Origin of the sequence: Microbulbifer sp. HZ11 (assembly GCF_000708675.1) — a bacterium.
In the GTDB taxonomy this organism is placed as follows: Bacteria; Pseudomonadota; Gammaproteobacteria; order Pseudomonadales; family Cellvibrionaceae; genus Microbulbifer.
Genome location: NZ_JELR01000001.1, coordinates 228270 through 245654, shown reverse-complemented (window position 1 = coordinate 245654; position 17385 = coordinate 228270). Strand labels below are relative to the sequence as shown.

Sequence of the window (17385 nt, the reverse complement as noted above, 5' to 3'; positions counted from 1 at the left end):
ACTCGCTTTCTCGTACCTCGCCACCTCAGTGCAATATTCGACGCTTCGCCGAGGCCACATTGGGCAGCTGGTTAATGCGATGTAGCACCTGGCTGAGTTCCTCAAAATTGTGGATCTCTGCCGTGATGACCATATCCACCGTGTGCTTGTGTTTGTTGGAGTGAGTCTGCATGGCAGTGATATTGATACGCTGGCTATCAAGCATGGTGGTGACATCCCGCAGCAGGCCGTGGCGGTCGTAAGCCTCTACCATAATTTCCACCGCGTATACTTCCGTTGGTTTCTCGGCCCACTCCACCTGCAGGATGCGCTCTGGTTCTTCCGACTGCATTCGCAGCATATTGGCGCAGTCCTTGCGGTGAATGGAGACCCCGCGTCCCAGGGTGATGTAACCCATGATTTCATCGCCGGGCAGAGGGTTGCAGCAGCGGGCAATATGCGTCAACAGGTTGCCGACACCATCGATATAGACATCCGCCTGCCCCTCACGCGCCACCGGTGCGGTAAGTGACAGTACCGGCTCGCCCTTTTCTACCTTGATCATCCGCTGAGCGGCATTCAGCACCTGTCCGACCCCGATATCTCCGGCGCCCACTGCAGCATACAGATCATCCAGGGAATGCATATTGAGTTTTTTCGCCAGCTTTTCGAAATCGAAATCCGTCAGCGCCAGCCGTTTGAATTCGCCATCAAGAATGGTGCGGCCTTCCGCCACATTCTGGTCTCTCGCCTGCTGCTTGAACCAGTGAATGACCTTGGCCCGCGCTCGCGAGGTAGTGATATACCCCATACTGCGCGAAATCCAGTCGCGGCTGGGTGCCTCCCGTTTGCCGGTTAGAATTTCTACCTGGTTTGCAGTTTGCAGCTCGTGGTTGAGGGGCACGATGCGGCCATCCACCTTGGCGCCCCGGCAACGGTGCCCGATCTCTGTATGGATTTTGTAAGCGAAATCGAGGGGCGTCGCACCACGGGGCAAATCCACTACGTGACCATCCGGCGTAAATACATAAATTCGAGTATCTACGTCGCTGGCCTGCAGGTCGTCCTGCAACGGATTTCCCCCCACCTCTTCGTGCCAGTCGAGCACCTGACGCAGCCAGGAGATTTTCTGTTCGTAACCGTCCTGGCCTTCCAGCTGACCAGACTTCTTATCCGTACCTTTATAGCGCCAGTGAGCACAAACCCCGTACTCGGCCTCCTCGTGCATGGCGAAAGTACGGATCTGGACTTCCAGAACTTTGCGATCAGGTCCGATTACCGCGGTATGTAAAGACCGGTAGCCATTTTCTTTAGGCGATGCAATGTAATCGTCAAATTCATTGGGAATATTGCGCCACAGGTTATGTACGATGCCGAGCACCGCGTAACAGTCGCGCACCGTGGGCACCAGGATTCTCACCGCGCGAATATCGTAGACTTGGGAAAAGCCGATGTTTTTCCGGCGCATCTTCCGCCAGATGCTGTAAATATGCTTGGCGCGACCGAAGACTTCACCTTCGATATCCGCCTTGTGCAGTTCGTTGCGCAACAGACCGAGCACATCGTCGATGTACTCCTGCCGCGCCAGCCGCTTCTCATCCAGCAGCCGGGCAATCTGCATATAGTCATCGGGTTCAAGGTAACGAAAGGCCAGGTCTTCCAATTCCCATTTGATATGACCGATGCCCAGGCGATGGGCGAGCGGTGCATACACATCCGCCACTTCGCGGGCGACACGGCGCCGCTTGGCCTCGTCGGCCTTTTTCGACGCGCGAATAGCGCAGGTACGCTCCGCCAGCTTGATCAGCGCAACCCGGACATCGTCCACCAGCGCAACCAGCATACGGCGGATATTTTCCGAATGCTCTTCAACAGCGCCGCTCTGATTTTCCTCCCCAGTGTCCGCACTGCGATTGCGGATTACCGCCATCTGCAGAACACCGCGAATCAACTTGGCGATCGTCTCGCCCATTTCGCTTTCGACGGTTTGCAGGGACAGGCGTTTCTCCCGCACCGCTCGATAGAGCATGGCCGCACACAGGGCTTCGCCGTCAATCTGCAGGTCCGCAAGGATCTCTACCATTTCCAGACCGGTAAGGAAGCTGCTGGCGCCCTCGGCCCAGATATTTTCTGCCTCGATGGCTTTCTGTTCCGCTTCCTCACTGATCTCCACGGCTTTGCGCAGATTGACCAGTGTGCCCCCGTCCAGCTTGGCCATCGCCTGTATGTGGCGCAACCATGCCTCCCTGTCCAGGGTGCCGTCTTCCAGTCGCGGATAATTTTTTCTGACTTGTACCAATGGTCTAACTCGCGGTTACAAGGATCTTTATACGGCGTGATCGCTGTTCGGACTTATGCATCCTGGTCGGCGTCAAACAGACCAGATGACAGATATCGGTCGCCGCGATCACAAATGATCGCCACAATCGTGGCATTCTCAACTTCAGCGGAAACTTTCAGTGCACCGGCCACCGCACCGCCGGAAGACACACCACAGAAGATACCTTCTTCCCGTGCCAGGCGACGGGTCATGGCTTCGGCTTCTGCCTGACTGATGTCCATTACCCGATCCACCTCTTGCGGAACAAAAATCTTGGGCAGATAGGCCGGCGGCCAGCGCCGTATTCCGGGAATGGATGAACCCTCGGTGGGCTGCAGACCGATGATCTGCACCGCGGGGTTCTGCTGCTTCAAATAGCGGCCACACCCCATGATCGTGCCGGTGGTCCCCATGGACGATACAAAGTGCGTAATCAGGCCACCTGTCTGACGCCAGATCTCGGGGCCTGTACTATCGATATGCGCGCTGGGATTATCCCGGTTAGAGAACTGGTCCAGTACAAGCCCCTGACCTTCCGCCTGCATTTGCAGTGCCAGATCCCGTGCACCCTCCATACCCTGCTCAGCGGTGACCAGAATCAATTCGGCACCGTAGGCGGTCATCGCAGCCTTGCGTTCATCGGTAGCGCTCTCAGGCATAATCAGAATCAGACGATAGCCCTTGATCGCCGCCGCCATGGCGAGGGCTATACCGGTATTGCCACTGGTGGCCTCAATCAGCGTATCCCCCGGGGTAATCTGACCACGGGCCTCAGCTCGGCTGATCATGGACAGCGCAGGCCGATCCTTGACCGATCCCGCAGGGTTATTGCCTTCCAATTTGAGCAGCAGCGTATTGCTGGTCTGCCCTTGCAGGCGCTGCAAGCGCACCAGTGGCGTATTGCCGACACAATCGGCAATCGTCGGATATTCCATAGTCAACTTCAGGTCCATCGCTTGGTTCAAAGAACGCATCAAAAGGCCATTCAAGGGGCGGCCAAAGGCCAGGCGGGCGCACATTCTACCTGTCCGCGGGGCGAGCTGCGAATCCGAACCCGGATATCTGGCCACTGACAAGGTTAAATGGGGCTGGTTTCTGCTGCCAGCAGAGGTAGAATCGGACAAAAATAACACAATCGAAACAGGCGCGATCAGGCAACATGGTTCCCCCCACCCCCTCAGACCCGACATCCACGCCGCAAGTGCCTCCGTCTAGCCGGCGCCACAGGAGCAAGCGCCGACTGTCCCTGAGAGCGCTGCTGTTCCGCTACGCGATGACGCCCGCACTGATTCTGGCCGTGCTACTGTGCCTGCTGTTCACGCTCCAGCAAATGAGCGACCGGCGTGACCTACTGTTGAGTCATGGTCGCGCCAGTGCCGAGCAACTGGTAGAGCTGATCCACCTGAGCGATGGCTACGCCTTTGAGGAGCGCATCCAATGGCTTGATAAAAGCCTGATGGCGCTGATGCTGGAGCGGGACATGATCCGCTCGGTCCAACTGTACCGGGCAGACCTGAACAGTGCTGGCGAAGAGGAATTCAAACTGATATCCAGTGTCGGGCCACGCCCTCGCACCATATTTACTGCCGATGAGCTGCGCGGCAAGTCGGCTCACGTGCACGAGGACCTGAAAAGTCTTCAGGTACTGCAACCGCTGATCGGAGACGACGCCAATTGCTGGTTGAGTATTGAACTGCACCGCCCCTACTTTCTGGTGGGCACCTATCAGGTGGCGCTGGTAGGGTTAGTCGGGCTGATCATCTGCAGTCTGGTGGCGCTGGTATGGGCGGTTGCCATGTCGGAGCGCGCCTCCCGCAGTATGGATCGCATCAAGGAGTCCCTACGGATTATCGGTACCGGCAAATTCGCCACCCGGGTACCCAACTCCCACAATCTGGAACTGTTTCAGCTGGGGGAAGAAATCAACCAGATGGCACGCAACCTGGCGGAATACCACCGTGACTACCAGGAAGGCCTCCACCAGACCATGGAGGACCTGCGCCAGTCTCTGGACGCCATGGAAGAGCAGAACATCGAGCTGGAGATCGCGCGTAAAAAAGCCGAGGAAAACAGCCGCGTCAAGTCCACCTTTCTCGCCAACACCAGTCACGAAATCCGCACGCCACTGAACGGAATCATCGGGTTCACCAACCTGCTACTGAAAACTGAAGTCGACCAGCTGCAGCACGACTACCTGCAGACGATACAGCGCTCATCCGAGAATCTACTGACGTCGATCAACGATATTCTGGACTTCTCCCGGATTGAGTCCGGTAACCTGGTGCTGGATCACAGCCCCATGAATCTGGGGCAGGTTCTGGAGGAAACGCTGCAGATCCTCGCGCCCTACGGTTACGAGCACAACCTGGAACTGGTGCCTTTCGTCGACCCGCAGTTGCCGCCCTCCCAAATTGGTGACCCGCTACGGATCAAACAGATACTGACCAACCTTGTGAGCTCTGCAATCCGGTGCTCGGAGAACGGCAGTATCCCCGTGCGCATTGCCGTTTTGAGCGGCAAAGAGTCCGAGCTGATGGTGCGCATCAGTATCACCGACAACGGGGAGCGCTGTGATGATCAGGGTCGCCGCGAGCTGCGCCTGCTACTGACCGGTACAGCCAATCAGCAGCAATTGTCCAATAGCGGTATGGGGCTGGGAATTGCGCGTAACCTGGTGCACTCCATGCAGGGGGAAATCGGTCTCGACGAGAATGAACAGGGCGGTTGCACCTACTGGATTCAACTTCCTCTGACCATCGATCGCAATCGAATCGCAGTAACTCGAGAGCAGTTCCCGGGCTGTCGTCTGCTGTTGGTGGACCCCAACCCCATGACCCGCCAGCAGATCTACCAGCAGCTCTCGTACTGGCGCGCTGCACCGCTGGAACACAATGATGGCGAAAGCCTGGTGCCGGCGGTAGAGCAGATGTGGCGTCACGACGCTCTGCCGGATGGCCTGATTATCGACACGGCCCTGGCGAATAACGATTTCGATGGTTTCATCAGCACCGTGCAGCAACTCATCGACACCTACCAATGCCGGGTGATCATTCAGGGATCACCGGTTGACCTCCGGCGCTGCTACGACGCCCTGCGCACCCGGGTGCTCGCATTCCTCGCCAAACCGGTCAGCCGCGAAGGTCTGCTGCGCGCCCTCAAGCGCGCGGTCCCGCAACAGGCACAGTCCCGCCCACAGACGGGCACCTTTCCGGCCCTGCCCTGGCCGACCCAGCCGCGGGTCCTGGTGGTGGACGACTACGAAGCGAACCGGCGATTGATGAGCGAACTGCTGCGAGCACAGCACATCGAAACAACCCTGGCCGACAGTGGTGAAGAGGCTCTGCGACTGTGGCGAGGACAGCATTTCGACATGATCTTTATGGATATCCAGATGCCGGGGCTCGATGGCATCGCCACCACGCAGACGATCCGCAGCGAAGAGAGCGGGCGGCGCACACCGGTGATCGCCCTTACCGCGCACGCCGGCACCGAAGAGAAGTCGCGCCTGTTAAGTGCCGGCCTCGACGACTACCTCAGCAAACCGGTCAGCGAGAGCCAGTTGACTCACACCGTAAAACGCTGGATGGAAGTGAGCTCAAATGGTGCCCCAACACCACTTACCACACTGATGGAGCCGCGACTGGTCGACATCGCGGACAGTCTCAACCTGGCCAATCAGGATGCAAGGCTCGCACGGGATCTGCTGCGCATGTTGCTGAAAGGCCTGCATGAAGACGAGCAGGCGCTCGCGAGTATGGCGCAAAGCGGCGATTACCTCGCCATGTTCGAACGGGTGCACCGCCTGCACGGCGGCTGCTGCTATTGCGGCGTACCACGCCTGCGCACCGCCACCGAGCAGCTGCAGGAGCTATTGCGGCCACTGCAGGAGAAACACCTGGATGGTGAAAAGGCGGAAACACAGCGCACTCCACTGAGTGACGACGACCTGCCGGATAAAGCGACTTTTGAGACAGTCTACAAACTGGTCAGAAAAGAGATTCGCGGATTGCGGGATTGGGCGGCGGACCAGGACCTGGACGCATTGTTCGGCCTGGAGTGCGAGGTAGAGCAAGCAGACCCCGGGGAAACTGACCTCGACCATCGGCTGTAAATTCAGTCTGCGCAGTACACCTGTCGAAATAGCTCGCGACTTTTAAGTGGACGCTGACCGAGCATTGGGCTCAATAAAAGGCGTGTAAGGCGTTTGGCATCGCCAAGCTGCCCCTGAGGCGCCGTACGACTCTCAAATAGCGTGTCCTCTGCGAGCAACTGCGCCAATGCCAGCAGCTGTCCACCAACAAAATCTGCCCCTCGCAGCGCCTGACCCGGGGGCACCGCGACAGGTACAAACCCCTCTTCCAGAGTCAGCCGGTAGACTCCATCCGGCCTTATCGCAGCACCTTCCAGGGAGCAATAATCCAATTCGGGGCAGCTGCCCAGCGCTTGCAACATCTGCAACTCGAAAATTCGCAGTGGCAGTTCCAGCTCATCACTTTTCTCGCCGGACAAACTCGCCAGACGCTGCAACAAATTCTGGTATGCGACAAATATGGATACCTGACTTTCCCCTTCCGGCATCAACCGCACCAGAAGTTCGTTGGCATAAAGCCCGGCATACACGGCACGCCCCTTCAGCCAGAGCGGCTGGCCGGCATTTTCCAGCGGCCCGAGCGTCTTCAGCTCGTGACGCCCCAGTAGGGTTACCAGTAACGGGGCAAAAGGTTGCAAGGCGCGCTGGCGACGCTGTTTGTCACGGCGCGCGCCCTTGGCGATACAGGCGATACGCCCGTAGTCCGGGGTTAGCAGCGCCAGAATCAGACTGGAATCCCGGTATGGACGGGAGTGGAGAATGTAGGCGGGTTGCGGCGGAAGCTGCTGCACAGCACGTTGCCGAGTGGTTACTGCTTATCGACGTAGCCGAGGCTGCGCAGAGCGCGCTCGTCGTCGGACCAGCCGGATTTTACTTTCACCCAAAGGTTCAGCATCACCTTGCTATCAAACAGGGTCTCCATATCCAGGCGTGCTTGCTGGCCAATCTGCTTGATACGCTCACCCTTGGTGCCAATCAGGATGCGCTTCTGGCCGTTGCGCTCCACCAGAATCGCCGCACTGATGTGTAGCACCTTGCCTTCCTGGGAGAATTCTTCCACTTCCACAGTGACCGAATAGGGAATCTCTGCACCCAATTGACGCATCACTTTCTCACGCACGATTTCGGCGGCGAGGAAGCGGGAGCTGCGATCGGTAATCTGGTCTTCCTCAAAGAAGTGCCCGCCTTCAGGCAGGCGCTCGACTATCACATCTTCCAGAGCTTGCAGATTGGAGGTACGCAGTGCCGAAATCGGTACGATTTCCGCTTCGGGAAAGCGCTCCTGCAAGGCTTGTAGCTGGGGTAACAGCGCATTTTTGTCCTGCAACTGGTCCACTTTGTTCACCGCGACAATCAGCGGACACTTAAGGCCTCGCAGCTTTTGCGCCACCAGCTCATCCCCTTCGGTCCAGCGTGCAGGCTCCACCACAAACACCACCGCATCGACATCCCGGGTAGAACTGATAGCAGCGCGATTCATATAGCGGTTGATGGCCTTTTCTTCACCTGCATGAAGCCCGGGAGTATCCACAAAAATAATCTGGTTTTGCCCGTCGGTCTTGATACCCAGCATATTGTGGCGGGTCGTCTGTGGCTTGCGGGACGTAATACAGATCTTCTGCCCCAGCATATGATTCAGCAGAGTGGATTTCCCCACATTGGGGCGGCCCACGATTGCGACATAACCGCAGCGGGAAATGGGGGTATTGGGTTCGCTCAAGGGGGTCTCCGAGCTGGTCGAATTGGCCCGCCGTAGGCGGACCGGTCTGTATTTGGGTGCGACTTGCAGCTGATTATAGGCTCAGTTCTGCCCGGTCAGTCGCGCGTAGGCTTCAGTGGCCGCGGCTTTCTCCGCGGCGCGACGGTTTCCAGCAATACCTTTGGCGGGCTCACTCAGGCCGGAGACACGGCACTCGACAACAAACTGCTGGGAGTGCTCTTCGCCCGCCACTTCCACCACGGTGTAATCGGGCAGCGGCTTTTGCCGTGCCTGTAACCACTCCTGCAGGCGGGTTTTTGGATCCTTTGCGGTTTCCAGAGACAGGCTCTGCAGGCGCGGACCAAACCAGGCCAGTACCCGCTCCCGCGCCGCGTCGAGCCCGGAATCCAGGTAAATTGCACCGATTATCGCCTCCACCGCATCCGCAAGAATCGAGGCACGGCGATAACCGCCACTTTTCATTTCCCCCTCGCCAAGGCGCAGGCATTCGCCCAGCTCCAGCTCACGGGCCACTTTGGCCAGGGTTTCGCCGCTGACCAGCTGCGCGCGCAGCCGGCTCATCTGTCCTTCGCGGCCATCGGGGAATTTTTCAAATAGCGCCGCGCTGATGGTAAACCCGAGAATCGAGTCACCAAGGAATTCCAGCCTTTCATTGTTGCGGCTGCCGTGAGAGCGGTGGGTAAGTGCCAGGTCAAGCAGATCCGCCTGGGCAAATTGGTACCCCAGGCGGTTGCCCAGTCGTTGCAGATGGAGGTCGGTCACCGGTCAGTAGTCGTCTCGCTTGCGAAACTGCTCAAGATCCACGAGCGGCTCACAACACAACTCGGGCTTGGCAGTATTCAGTTGTTTGTCGAACTTCATCACCACGTCCACATTGTGGAACAGCGGCTGACGAAGCTCATAGTTGATGCTGACAAGAGTACTGTCGGCACCACGAATTATCTTGACCGAGTTGACCGGTTCACCACGCACGTTATTGATGGTGAAGAAGCGGTCCAGCTCACGCTTGATCTCGGTATTGCTCATTTCCCGGACACCGTCATTTTGGGCCAGGGAGTGCAGCCCCTCTTCGACAAAGTGCGCATCCACATAAGCCGGCCCCATTTTGGATACCACGGTCAAGCCAAAACCGAATACCGCAATAATCGCCAGCCAGCCCCAGTAACTCATGCCTTTTTGGCCAGCCATACGGCGGGAAATCTGTATATCTAATGCCATGTCGATCTACCGATTGTTATCGTTTTAATCAATGCTCCCTACCCGGTCAAAGCTGGGTAGGCTCAGTAGTTTCTCCCAATGCATCCAGATTGCAAAGGCTTTGCCGACAATGTCTTCCTCGGGCACGAATCCCCACTTGCGGCTGTCGAGACTGTTGTCACGGTTGTCGCCCACCATGAAATAGTGACCTTCCGGCACTTTCAGGGTTCGAATATTGCCAAACGGGCCCGGGCGGCTCTGTTTCGCGGTCAAATGGCGATGCCCACCGAGGGTCTCCCACAGCAGCTCACGCCCAGGGTTTTCCGTATCAAAGCGGATAAACTCCTGCGGCATGGCCTCGCCATTGATATATAGCTGGTTGTTTTCTATACGAATCTCATCTCCCGGTAGACCGATAACACGCTTGATGTAATAGGTCTCGTTCATATGCGGGGGGAAAAACACCATGACATCGCCGCGCTTGGGCTCGCCGATATCCAGTATTTTGGTACGGCTTACCGGTAGGCGAAGGCCGTACGCGTATTTGTTCACCAGAATGAAATCACCCACCTCCAGCGTCGGGTCCATGGACGCGGAAGGAATCTGGAACGGCTCGACCACAAACGAACGCAGCACGAATACGATAGCCAGCACCGGAAAGAAAGACTTGGCGTATTCCACCGCCACCGGCTCTTGTACCGGCTGTCCTTTCGTCGCCTGCGCCTTGCGTCCACGGGCGAGAAACAATGCATCAAACAGCCAGATCACCCCTGTCACCACAACCAGCAACAGCAAAATTAGGGGGAAGTTGATATCCATTCAGTTGTCTCTTTCCGACTGCTTCTTATTGGGGTAGCGGGTCTCCACCAAAGCGCCCCGCTACCGAACGACTGTATTTTGCCAGATTACGAGCGTATCAATTGTCCACTTTCAGAACCGCCAGGAATGCATCCTGCGGCACTTCGACCTTGCCCAGCTGCTTCATGCGGCGCTTACCGGCCTTCTGCTTCTCCAGAAGCTTCTTCTTACGGGTCACGTCACCACCATAACATTTGGCGGTTACGTTTTTACGCAGGGCTTTCACCGTGGTGCGCGCTACCACCTGACCGCCGATAGCCGCCTGAATTGCCACGTCAAACATCTGCCGAGGAATCAGCTCTTTCATTTTTTCTGCCAGGGCGCGACCGCGCTGTTGCGCGTTGTCCCGGTGCAGAATCACCGCCAGGGCGTCTACTCGCTCACCGTTGATCAGGATATCAAGACGCACCAGTTTTGCCGGGTCAAAGCGCACAAAGTTGTAATCCAGGGAGGCAAAGCCGCGGCTGACGGACTTGAGGCGGTCGAAGAAGTCCATTACCACTTCACTCATGGGCAGCTCGTAGCGCAGGGAAACCTGCCCACCCACGTACTGCATATCCTGCTGAACGCCGCGCTTCTCCACACACAGGGTAATCACGTTACCGAGGTATTCCTGCGGTACCAGAATATTCGCTTCCACGATGGGCTCACGCATTTCCTCGATCTGACCCAGGTCGGGCATGCGCGAGGGGTTGTCCATATTGACGATTTCGCCATTGGTCAGTTCCACCTCGTACACCACAGTTGGCGCGGTGGTGATCAGATCCAGGTTGTATTCCCGCTCCAGGCGCTCCTGGATAATCTCCATATGCAGCATGCCGAGGAAGCCACAACGGAAACCGAAGCCCAGGGCATCGGAGGTTTCCGGCTCGTAGAACAGCGACGCATCGTTCAGGGAGAGCTTGTCCAGGGCATCGCGGAAGGCTTCGTAATCGTCAGAGCTCACCGGGAACAGGCCGGCGTAAACCTGGGGTTTGACGCGCTGGAAGCCCGGCAGCATTTTGACCAAATCCGCATCTTTTGCGTGGGTCAGGGTGTCACCCACGGGGGCACCGTGAATGTCCTTGATACCGGCCACAACAAAGCCTACTTCGCCGGCCTTCAGTTCACCGGTTTCCTTGCGCTTGGGGGTAAACACACCGACGCTGTCCACTACGTGGGCGCGGCCGATGGATTTGGTAACGATCTTGTCTTTATTCTTCAGGGTGCCCTGCACCACACGCACCAGGGACACAACACCCAGGTAGCTGTCGAACCAAGAATCGATAATCAGTGCCTGCAGGGGTGCGTTTACGTCACCTTCGGGCGGCGGTACCAGGCGCACCAGGTCTTCCAGTACGTCTTCGATGCCCAGTCCCGACTTGGCACTGCAGCGGGTGGCCTCTGTGGCGTCGATACCGATAATATCTTCGATCTCTTCCGCGACCTTTTCCGGCTCCGCCTGGGGCAGATCCATTTTGTTCAGAACCGGAATCACTTCCAGGCCCTGCTCGATCGCGGTGTAACAGTTGGCGACGGATTGCGCCTCCACACCCTGGGCCGCGTCTACTACAAGTAGAGCACCTTCACAGGCTGCCAGAGAGCGGGATACCTCGTAGGAGAAGTCCACATGCCCGGGGGTATCAATGAAGTTCAGCTGATAGGTTTTGCCGTCGCGCGCCTTGTAATCCAGGGTAACGCTCTGGGCCTTGATGGTGATGCCCCGCTCCCGCTCGATATCCATGCTATCAAGCACCTGTGCCGCCATCTCACGGTCGCTCAGGCCACCGCACACCTGGATAAAGCGGTCTGCGAGGGTGGATTTGCCGTGGTCGATGTGGGCAATAATGGAAAAGTTGCGGATATGGGAGAGATCAGTGGCCACTGCGAGGATAAAACCTTTTAAAAATCAGTGAGTTAATGGGCGGACCGGGCCGCGCTGTGGGCGCAAGTCTAACAGGTTGCGCAAAAAGTGCATCCAATCTGTCTGCAACCCTTGGCGCTACTGGCCTCGAGCGGCCTGAGGGCAGACTTCTACCCTCAACCGCTCTACTCACGTGATCTATAAGAGAGCCATCAGTCCTCTTCGATCTGGATGGTACGGAAGGTCGGCTGGCCACCACGGAAGAAGCGGATCGGCAGCAACTCGCCGGTGGGCAGCTTCTTCACCACTTTCTCGTAATCCGACAGGGACTCCACCTGTTCGAAGCCAAGCTGCGCGATGATATCACCACTGCGCAGCCCCGCGTTGGCGCCGGCTTTCCCGGGTACCACCTGCTTGACCAGCACACCACTTTCCACCCCCAGACGCTGTTTGAGACTATCGGGGATTTCGTCAACGACCAGGCCGAGACGACCGCCAACATCACTGGCGGCCGGGGCGTTGGCCTGCTGCTGACCATCATCATCGCCAGGCAAAGCGCCTACCCGCACATTCAGCTTGCGCTCTTTACCCTCGCGCATCAGCAGTACCGGCACCTCGGCACCCGGGCGGGTACGGCCGACAACATGGGGAAGATCGCCGGACATCAGAATCTTCTGGCCGTCAAAACGCATGATGATATCGCCCACCTGAATACCGGCATTATCTGCAGGAGAGCCGGCTTCCAATTGACCGACCAGCGCACCTGCCGGCTTCCCGAGCCCCATGGCGGTGGCGAGCTTGCGGTCCACATCCTGGATACCCACGCCCAGCCAGCCGCGGTCAACGCGGCCTTTCTCTTTCAGCTGGGCAACCACATCCTGCGCCAGGCTCGCCGGAATCGCGAACGACAGACCAATAGAACCACCGCTGCGGGTGTAGATCTGGGAGTTGATACCGACCACTTCCCCCTTCAGGTTGAACAGTGGGCCACCGGAGTTACCGGGGTTGATCGCCACATCGGTCTGGATAAACGGCACGTAGTTCTCGCGGCTTTCGTTGGGGATACTGCGGCCCATGGCACTGACAATGCCCGCACTGGCCGAGTAATCCAACCCGAATGGGGAACCGATGGCCACCACCCACTCGCCAACCTTGATAGTTTCAGAGTCACCCCAGCGCACCGTGGGCAGATTTTCTCCTTCCACTTTCAACAGAGCCAGGTCGGACCGGGGGTCGGTACCCACGACCTTGGCATCGTATTCGCGGCGGTCGGTGAGGGTAATGCGGACTTCATCTGCCCCCTCGACCACGTGGTTATTGGTGACCACATAGCCATCATCGGAAATGATGAACCCCGACCCCATACTGGCTACTGGGCGCTGTTGGCGCTGACGGGGTTCCAGCAGATGGCGGAAGATATCCGGGATCTCCTGCTGGTACTGGGGGGGCATGGAATTGCGGGAGACGCGATTGCGCTCCACGGTATTGATCTTCACCACCGCCGGTGAATTCTGCTCGATCAGGTCGGTCAGTTCCGGCAAGCCGCGGGCAAATGCTGCGGTCGAGATAAGGAAACAAAGCGCAATCAAGAATTGCGAACAGCGTGCAACCATATTTGTCACCCCTGATAGGCCCTTTTACTAATATGCAAAAAATACATTTTGATTTGGCAGCCTTTTGGTTATCACTCAGTGTTATCCGCGAAGGCTGCTATCGGCCGGGAACACTATTGAACCCCAGCCCGTGACACCCTATTAGTTGGGCATTACGTTAAAAAGTTCGCATTCCCTAGTGTAAAACAGTGTTAAGGATTGCATGACAGCCCCAAAACAACCGCTCCGCCAACATCGTCCACCGCCAGTGCGCCTCAGACCGCGGCCACAGCGTGGCCTGTTCCACGCTCAGCGCCTGCAGTACGGTCAATCCGCTCTCGGGGCGCCGCTGTACTACTTTCCCGCCGAAATCTGTGATGAAAATTCCGGACTGGTAATGGCGGGCACCCACGGCGACGAAGTCGCTGCGGTTGTCACCCTTTCCTGCGCCCTGAGGTCCCTGGAGGCGGGCCTGTTGCGCCACCACGTTATCCTGGCGGTCAATCCCGACGGCTGCCAGCTGGGAGTGCGCTCCAACGCCCGCGGCGTTGACCTGAACCGCAATTTTGCCACGATCAACTGGAAGCCCGACGGCACCGTGTACCGCTGGAACAGTGCCGCCGAGGAGCGGGATGTATTCCTATCCACCGGCGACCACCCGGGGTCCGAGCCAGAGACCCAATCCCTGTGTCGTCTTGTTCGGGAGCTGAACCCAGCCTGGATGGTATCGATCCACGAACCCCTGGCGTGCGTTGAAGATCCCTTGCAGAGCCCCCTGGGGCACTGGCTGGCGGAGCGCATCGAGCTGCCTCTGGTCACCGAATTGGGTTACCAGACACCCGGCTCGTTCGGCACCTGGTGCGCGGAAAATGCACACCCTTGTATCACTCTCGAGTTCCCCCCGATTTCCGCCGATGTCGCCAGCGAGGAATATCTGCAGGTGATGACCGATCTGCTCTGCTACCGCCCCTGAACCGCAGAGACCCGCCTCAGTGGTTCATCAGGTCCAGAATACCCGCCCGTGAAAGAACTGTAGCGGGTGCACATCTTTTGCCAGCCAGGTTGGTCCGTCCAGATCCACAAACCGCGCCCGCTCACCGAGGGGCCAAGCCGCGCGAATCGCCCGTGAGGTACACAACATACAGCCGAGCATCAACTCGAAGCCCTGAGCGCTGGCGGCGTCGGCGAGCATCAGCGCCTCCTGCAGCCCGCCGGTCTTGTCCAGCTTGATATTCACCATGTCGTAGCGACCCTTGAGTTTTGGCAAATCCGCACGGGTATGACAGCTCTCATCCGCGCAAATCGGCAGCGGGTGCGCGAAGCGCTCAAGCACCTGATCCTCGCCCACCGGCAAAGGCTGCTCCAGCATCGACACACCCTGCGCCGCGAGCTTTTCACAAAGTGCCGGCAGCCCCTCTGGCGCCCAGGCTTCATTGGCATCAATCACCAGCTCGCACCCCGGTGCCGCACGGCGCACGGCGGCTACCCGTTCCAACACCAACTGGCGATCCAGTTTGAGCTTGAGCACCGACGCACCCGCGCTCTCGGCGGTGCGCGCGGCTTCCGCCATCGCCTCGGGTTCCGCGATCACCAGCGTCTGCACGGTAGGCAAGGACTCGGGACCGGTAAAACCTGCGCCACTTTTCTTCTGCAACCAATCTGCCAGCGCGCAGTCCACCGCGTTCCTTGCGGCGCCGGCAAGCATCAATTCCTGTAATTGACCGCGGGTAATTCCACGCTGTAGCGCTGGCAGAATCGAGTGTATTTCCGCCAGCACGGACTCCAGGCTTTCGCCGTAACGCGGATAGGGGGTGCACTCACCGATACCGGTCACACCACCAGCGAAGACCTCGACCACCACCACCCGTGCCTCGGTGCGTGCACCGCGGGATATCACAAATGCCGTGTTGAGTGGCCAGCTTTCCGCATAGCACCGCACTTCAAATCTGTGGGGCCCAACTGACGCCGCTTGACCTGTCATCCCTGCATCTCCGATCAGTTCCATTATTGCTTTGTGCGATACCGCGATAGTGCGTACCGACGGGTCAGCATTCAGTGTAGAAACTACTGGGGAATCAGCGGGTAAATCTCCGCATAAATCAATCGCGACATCGGCGTGATGGGGTCGGCTCCCCATAGCCAGAGCCGGCTACCGCGGAAGCATCGGTTAAATGGCGAGGAAAGGACGAAGAAAGCGGCGGGATAGAGGTAATCAGGAGATCGGTGAAACCGGGATGGCACAGGGCGCACCCTGCTCACAGCGCAAAAACTGGGGCGCAAACGCGCGATTGCCGCGGTGGAAATGACTATACAAACGCACCACTGCCGCGCCCGCACCCAACCCCAAAAATGCACCAGCAATCGCCAATGGCTCAGAGCCCAGGGTCTGCCCCGCCAGGGCACCCAGCACCAGCGCTATCAGCGGCACCAGATACACCACAAGCGAGCTGGTTGCCAATACCCGCTCGCCGATACCGATAACCACCGTGTCGTGCAATTGCAGCGCTTCCGCCTCGGCCGGAGAAACCTGAACGCGCACACGGGACGCGTTGGCCCAGAAGTCGCCCAGCAGCCCAGTGCCACAACCAGGCTTGGCCGCACAGCTGTGGCACCCACTGCGTTGCACAGTCTCCACCCACACTGCGGATTTCTCGATGGCGACGATCTTGCCACGCTCTTCAATCATGATTGGACACTTCCGCTTACTGTTTTTCGGTAACCGCCTTGGCCACCAGCTGCGCAGTATTGTCCGGGATTTCCCCTACCACTGTCACGGTATAGCGGGCGCCATCCACGTCGAGGTGATCCATATACGCCACTGTTGCGCCGCGCACTGCCCGCCCCTTGTAATTCATATCCGGCAACTGCTGTACAAACACGGTGAACGCACTGAGACCATCACTGAACACCAGCATCTGACCATCTGCCAGAGCCTGAACCGCCACCGGTTTGAACCCCTCAGGGGCCCAACCCAAACGCCAGCGACTTTCCGCAGGGGTACAGGCGATCGCACCAGGCTCTTCGCGAACCGATGGTGAGCGCGGCTGCAACTCGCTATCGGTCACCGGCGTCAGATCCAGCTCCACAAACTGAAAGCGCTCCAGCACTCGCCCCGCAGGGGCGACCAGCATGGACTTGAGAGGCAACCCCGTTTCCTTGTCGACACTGATGACCATACCAAAGCGGTGCAGATCCCTTGGGCGCGCCTCCACGACAACCGCTTCGCGGTCGGCGATCCGCTCCTCTCCGCGAATCAGAAACACGTAGCTGGCCTGCACATCCCGCAGTCCCGCTGCGCTGTGCAGCCCGGGGCGCGTGAGCGGGTTGCCCTCGCGATGACACTGGCGGTCACCGCTGCGAGTGACCATTTCCCGCGGGCTACCGGTGAGATAGCGAATGCGCTCGACCTGCTCGCCATCGCGAATGCCGTGTACCACCTCCAGAGTTTCCATGGACCCCACATGCTCGAATGTCGCCAGACCGCGGTACTCCAGACTGGAGACAGCCTGAGCGAGTTTTGCCAGCAGTGTGCGGGTCACTTCCGCAGTTTCTCCGACAGCCTGCGGCACTGAGGGCTTTTGCCCCGTAGCGGACGGCGCAGCAGATACACCGCTGGGGGCCTCTCGCCGTGCCGCCTCGGTATCGTCGGGGTCGGTGCTTTGCGCACTTACACCGGGTACCGTAAATGGCGCAGCCAATAGTAAAAAAGCCAACAGCGAGCTGTTGGCTTTGCGGGTATTACGGGAGATAAATTTCGCCATATTCATGCTTAATTTCGTTATGCAT

The 17385-nt window shown here is 58.4% G+C and carries 14 protein-coding genes; 2 read left to right on the top strand and 12 right to left on the bottom strand.

Annotated elements, in window-relative coordinates:
* Positions 1 to 25: 25 nt before the first annotated feature.
* A complete protein-coding gene (relA, locus tag AU11_RS01050) occupies positions 26 to 2278 on the bottom strand; it encodes a GTP diphosphokinase (RefSeq protein WP_043315792.1) in 2253 nt (750 codons plus the stop codon).
* Between the two features lie 53 nt (positions 2279 to 2331).
* Complete coding sequence (gene cysM, locus AU11_RS01045; RefSeq protein ID WP_304412652.1) at positions 2332 to 3240, bottom strand: cysteine synthase CysM; 909 nt, start codon at positions 3238 to 3240, stop codon at positions 2332 to 2334.
* Between the two features lie 218 nt (positions 3241 to 3458).
* Here cysM and AU11_RS01040 point away from each other — a divergent pair, with 218 nt between their 5' ends.
* The gene (locus tag AU11_RS01040) at positions 3459 to 6410 is read left to right on the top strand and encodes a response regulator (protein ID WP_231491397.1); all 2952 of its coding nucleotides are present in this window, start codon (positions 3459 to 3461) and stop codon (positions 6408 to 6410) included.
* Between the two features lie 2 nt (positions 6411 to 6412).
* Here the strand turns inward: AU11_RS01040 and recO are convergent, their stop codons facing one another.
* From recO to AU11_RS01005, 7 genes are all read right to left on the bottom strand, one after another.
* Complete coding sequence (gene recO / locus AU11_RS01035; RefSeq protein ID WP_043315786.1) at positions 6413 to 7180, bottom strand: DNA repair protein RecO; 768 nt, start codon at positions 7178 to 7180, stop codon at positions 6413 to 6415.
* 17 nt (positions 7181 to 7197) lie between these two features.
* On the bottom strand, positions 7198 to 8109 hold the full coding sequence (gene era, locus AU11_RS01030; RefSeq protein ID WP_043315783.1) for a GTPase Era: 912 nt from the start codon (positions 8107 to 8109) through the stop codon (positions 7198 to 7200).
* Between the two features lie 81 nt (positions 8110 to 8190).
* Complete coding sequence (gene rnc, locus AU11_RS01025; RefSeq protein WP_081847864.1) at positions 8191 to 8871, bottom strand: ribonuclease III; 681 nt, start codon at positions 8869 to 8871, stop codon at positions 8191 to 8193.
* 3 nt (positions 8872 to 8874) lie between these two features.
* On the bottom strand, positions 8875 to 9327 hold the full coding sequence (locus tag AU11_RS01020; protein ID WP_051686840.1) for a DUF4845 domain-containing protein: 453 nt from the start codon (positions 9325 to 9327) through the stop codon (positions 8875 to 8877).
* Positions 9328 to 9351: 24 nt separating this feature from the next.
* Positions 9352 to 10125 carry a signal peptidase I gene (gene lepB, locus AU11_RS01015; RefSeq protein WP_043315780.1) on the bottom strand — a complete coding sequence of 258 codons (774 nt, stop codon included), beginning with the start codon at positions 10123 to 10125 and terminating at the stop codon, positions 9352 to 9354.
* 97 nt (positions 10126 to 10222) lie between these two features.
* A complete protein-coding gene (gene lepA / locus AU11_RS01010; protein WP_043315778.1) occupies positions 10223 to 12028 on the bottom strand; it encodes a translation elongation factor 4 in 1806 nt (601 codons plus the stop codon).
* Between the two features lie 191 nt (positions 12029 to 12219).
* Positions 12220 to 13620 (bottom strand): DegQ family serine endoprotease, encoded by a 1401-nt coding sequence (locus AU11_RS01005; protein ID WP_051686839.1) that lies wholly within the window; start codon positions 13618 to 13620, stop codon positions 12220 to 12222.
* Positions 13621 to 13867: 247 nt separating this feature from the next.
* Here AU11_RS01005 and mpaA point away from each other — a divergent pair, with 247 nt between their 5' ends.
* On the top strand, positions 13868 to 14572 hold the full coding sequence (gene mpaA, locus AU11_RS01000; RefSeq protein ID WP_043315776.1) for a murein tripeptide amidase MpaA: 705 nt from the start codon (positions 13868 to 13870) through the stop codon (positions 14570 to 14572).
* Between the two features lie 27 nt (positions 14573 to 14599).
* Here the strand turns inward: mpaA and ycjG are convergent, their stop codons facing one another.
* From ycjG to AU11_RS00985, 3 genes are all read right to left on the bottom strand, one after another.
* Positions 14600 to 15580, bottom strand: a complete 981-nt coding sequence (gene ycjG, locus AU11_RS00995; RefSeq protein ID WP_051687036.1) for an L-Ala-D/L-Glu epimerase — start codon at positions 15578 to 15580, stop codon at positions 14600 to 14602.
* Positions 15581 to 15811: 231 nt separating this feature from the next.
* On the bottom strand, positions 15812 to 16285 hold the full coding sequence (locus AU11_RS00990; protein WP_043315773.1) for a SoxR reducing system RseC family protein: 474 nt from the start codon (positions 16283 to 16285) through the stop codon (positions 15812 to 15814).
* A gap of 16 nt (positions 16286 to 16301) precedes the next feature.
* Positions 16302 to 17366 (bottom strand): MucB/RseB C-terminal domain-containing protein, encoded by a 1065-nt coding sequence (locus tag AU11_RS00985; RefSeq protein WP_043315771.1) that lies wholly within the window; start codon positions 17364 to 17366, stop codon positions 16302 to 16304.
* Positions 17367 to 17385: the final 19 nt, after the last annotated feature.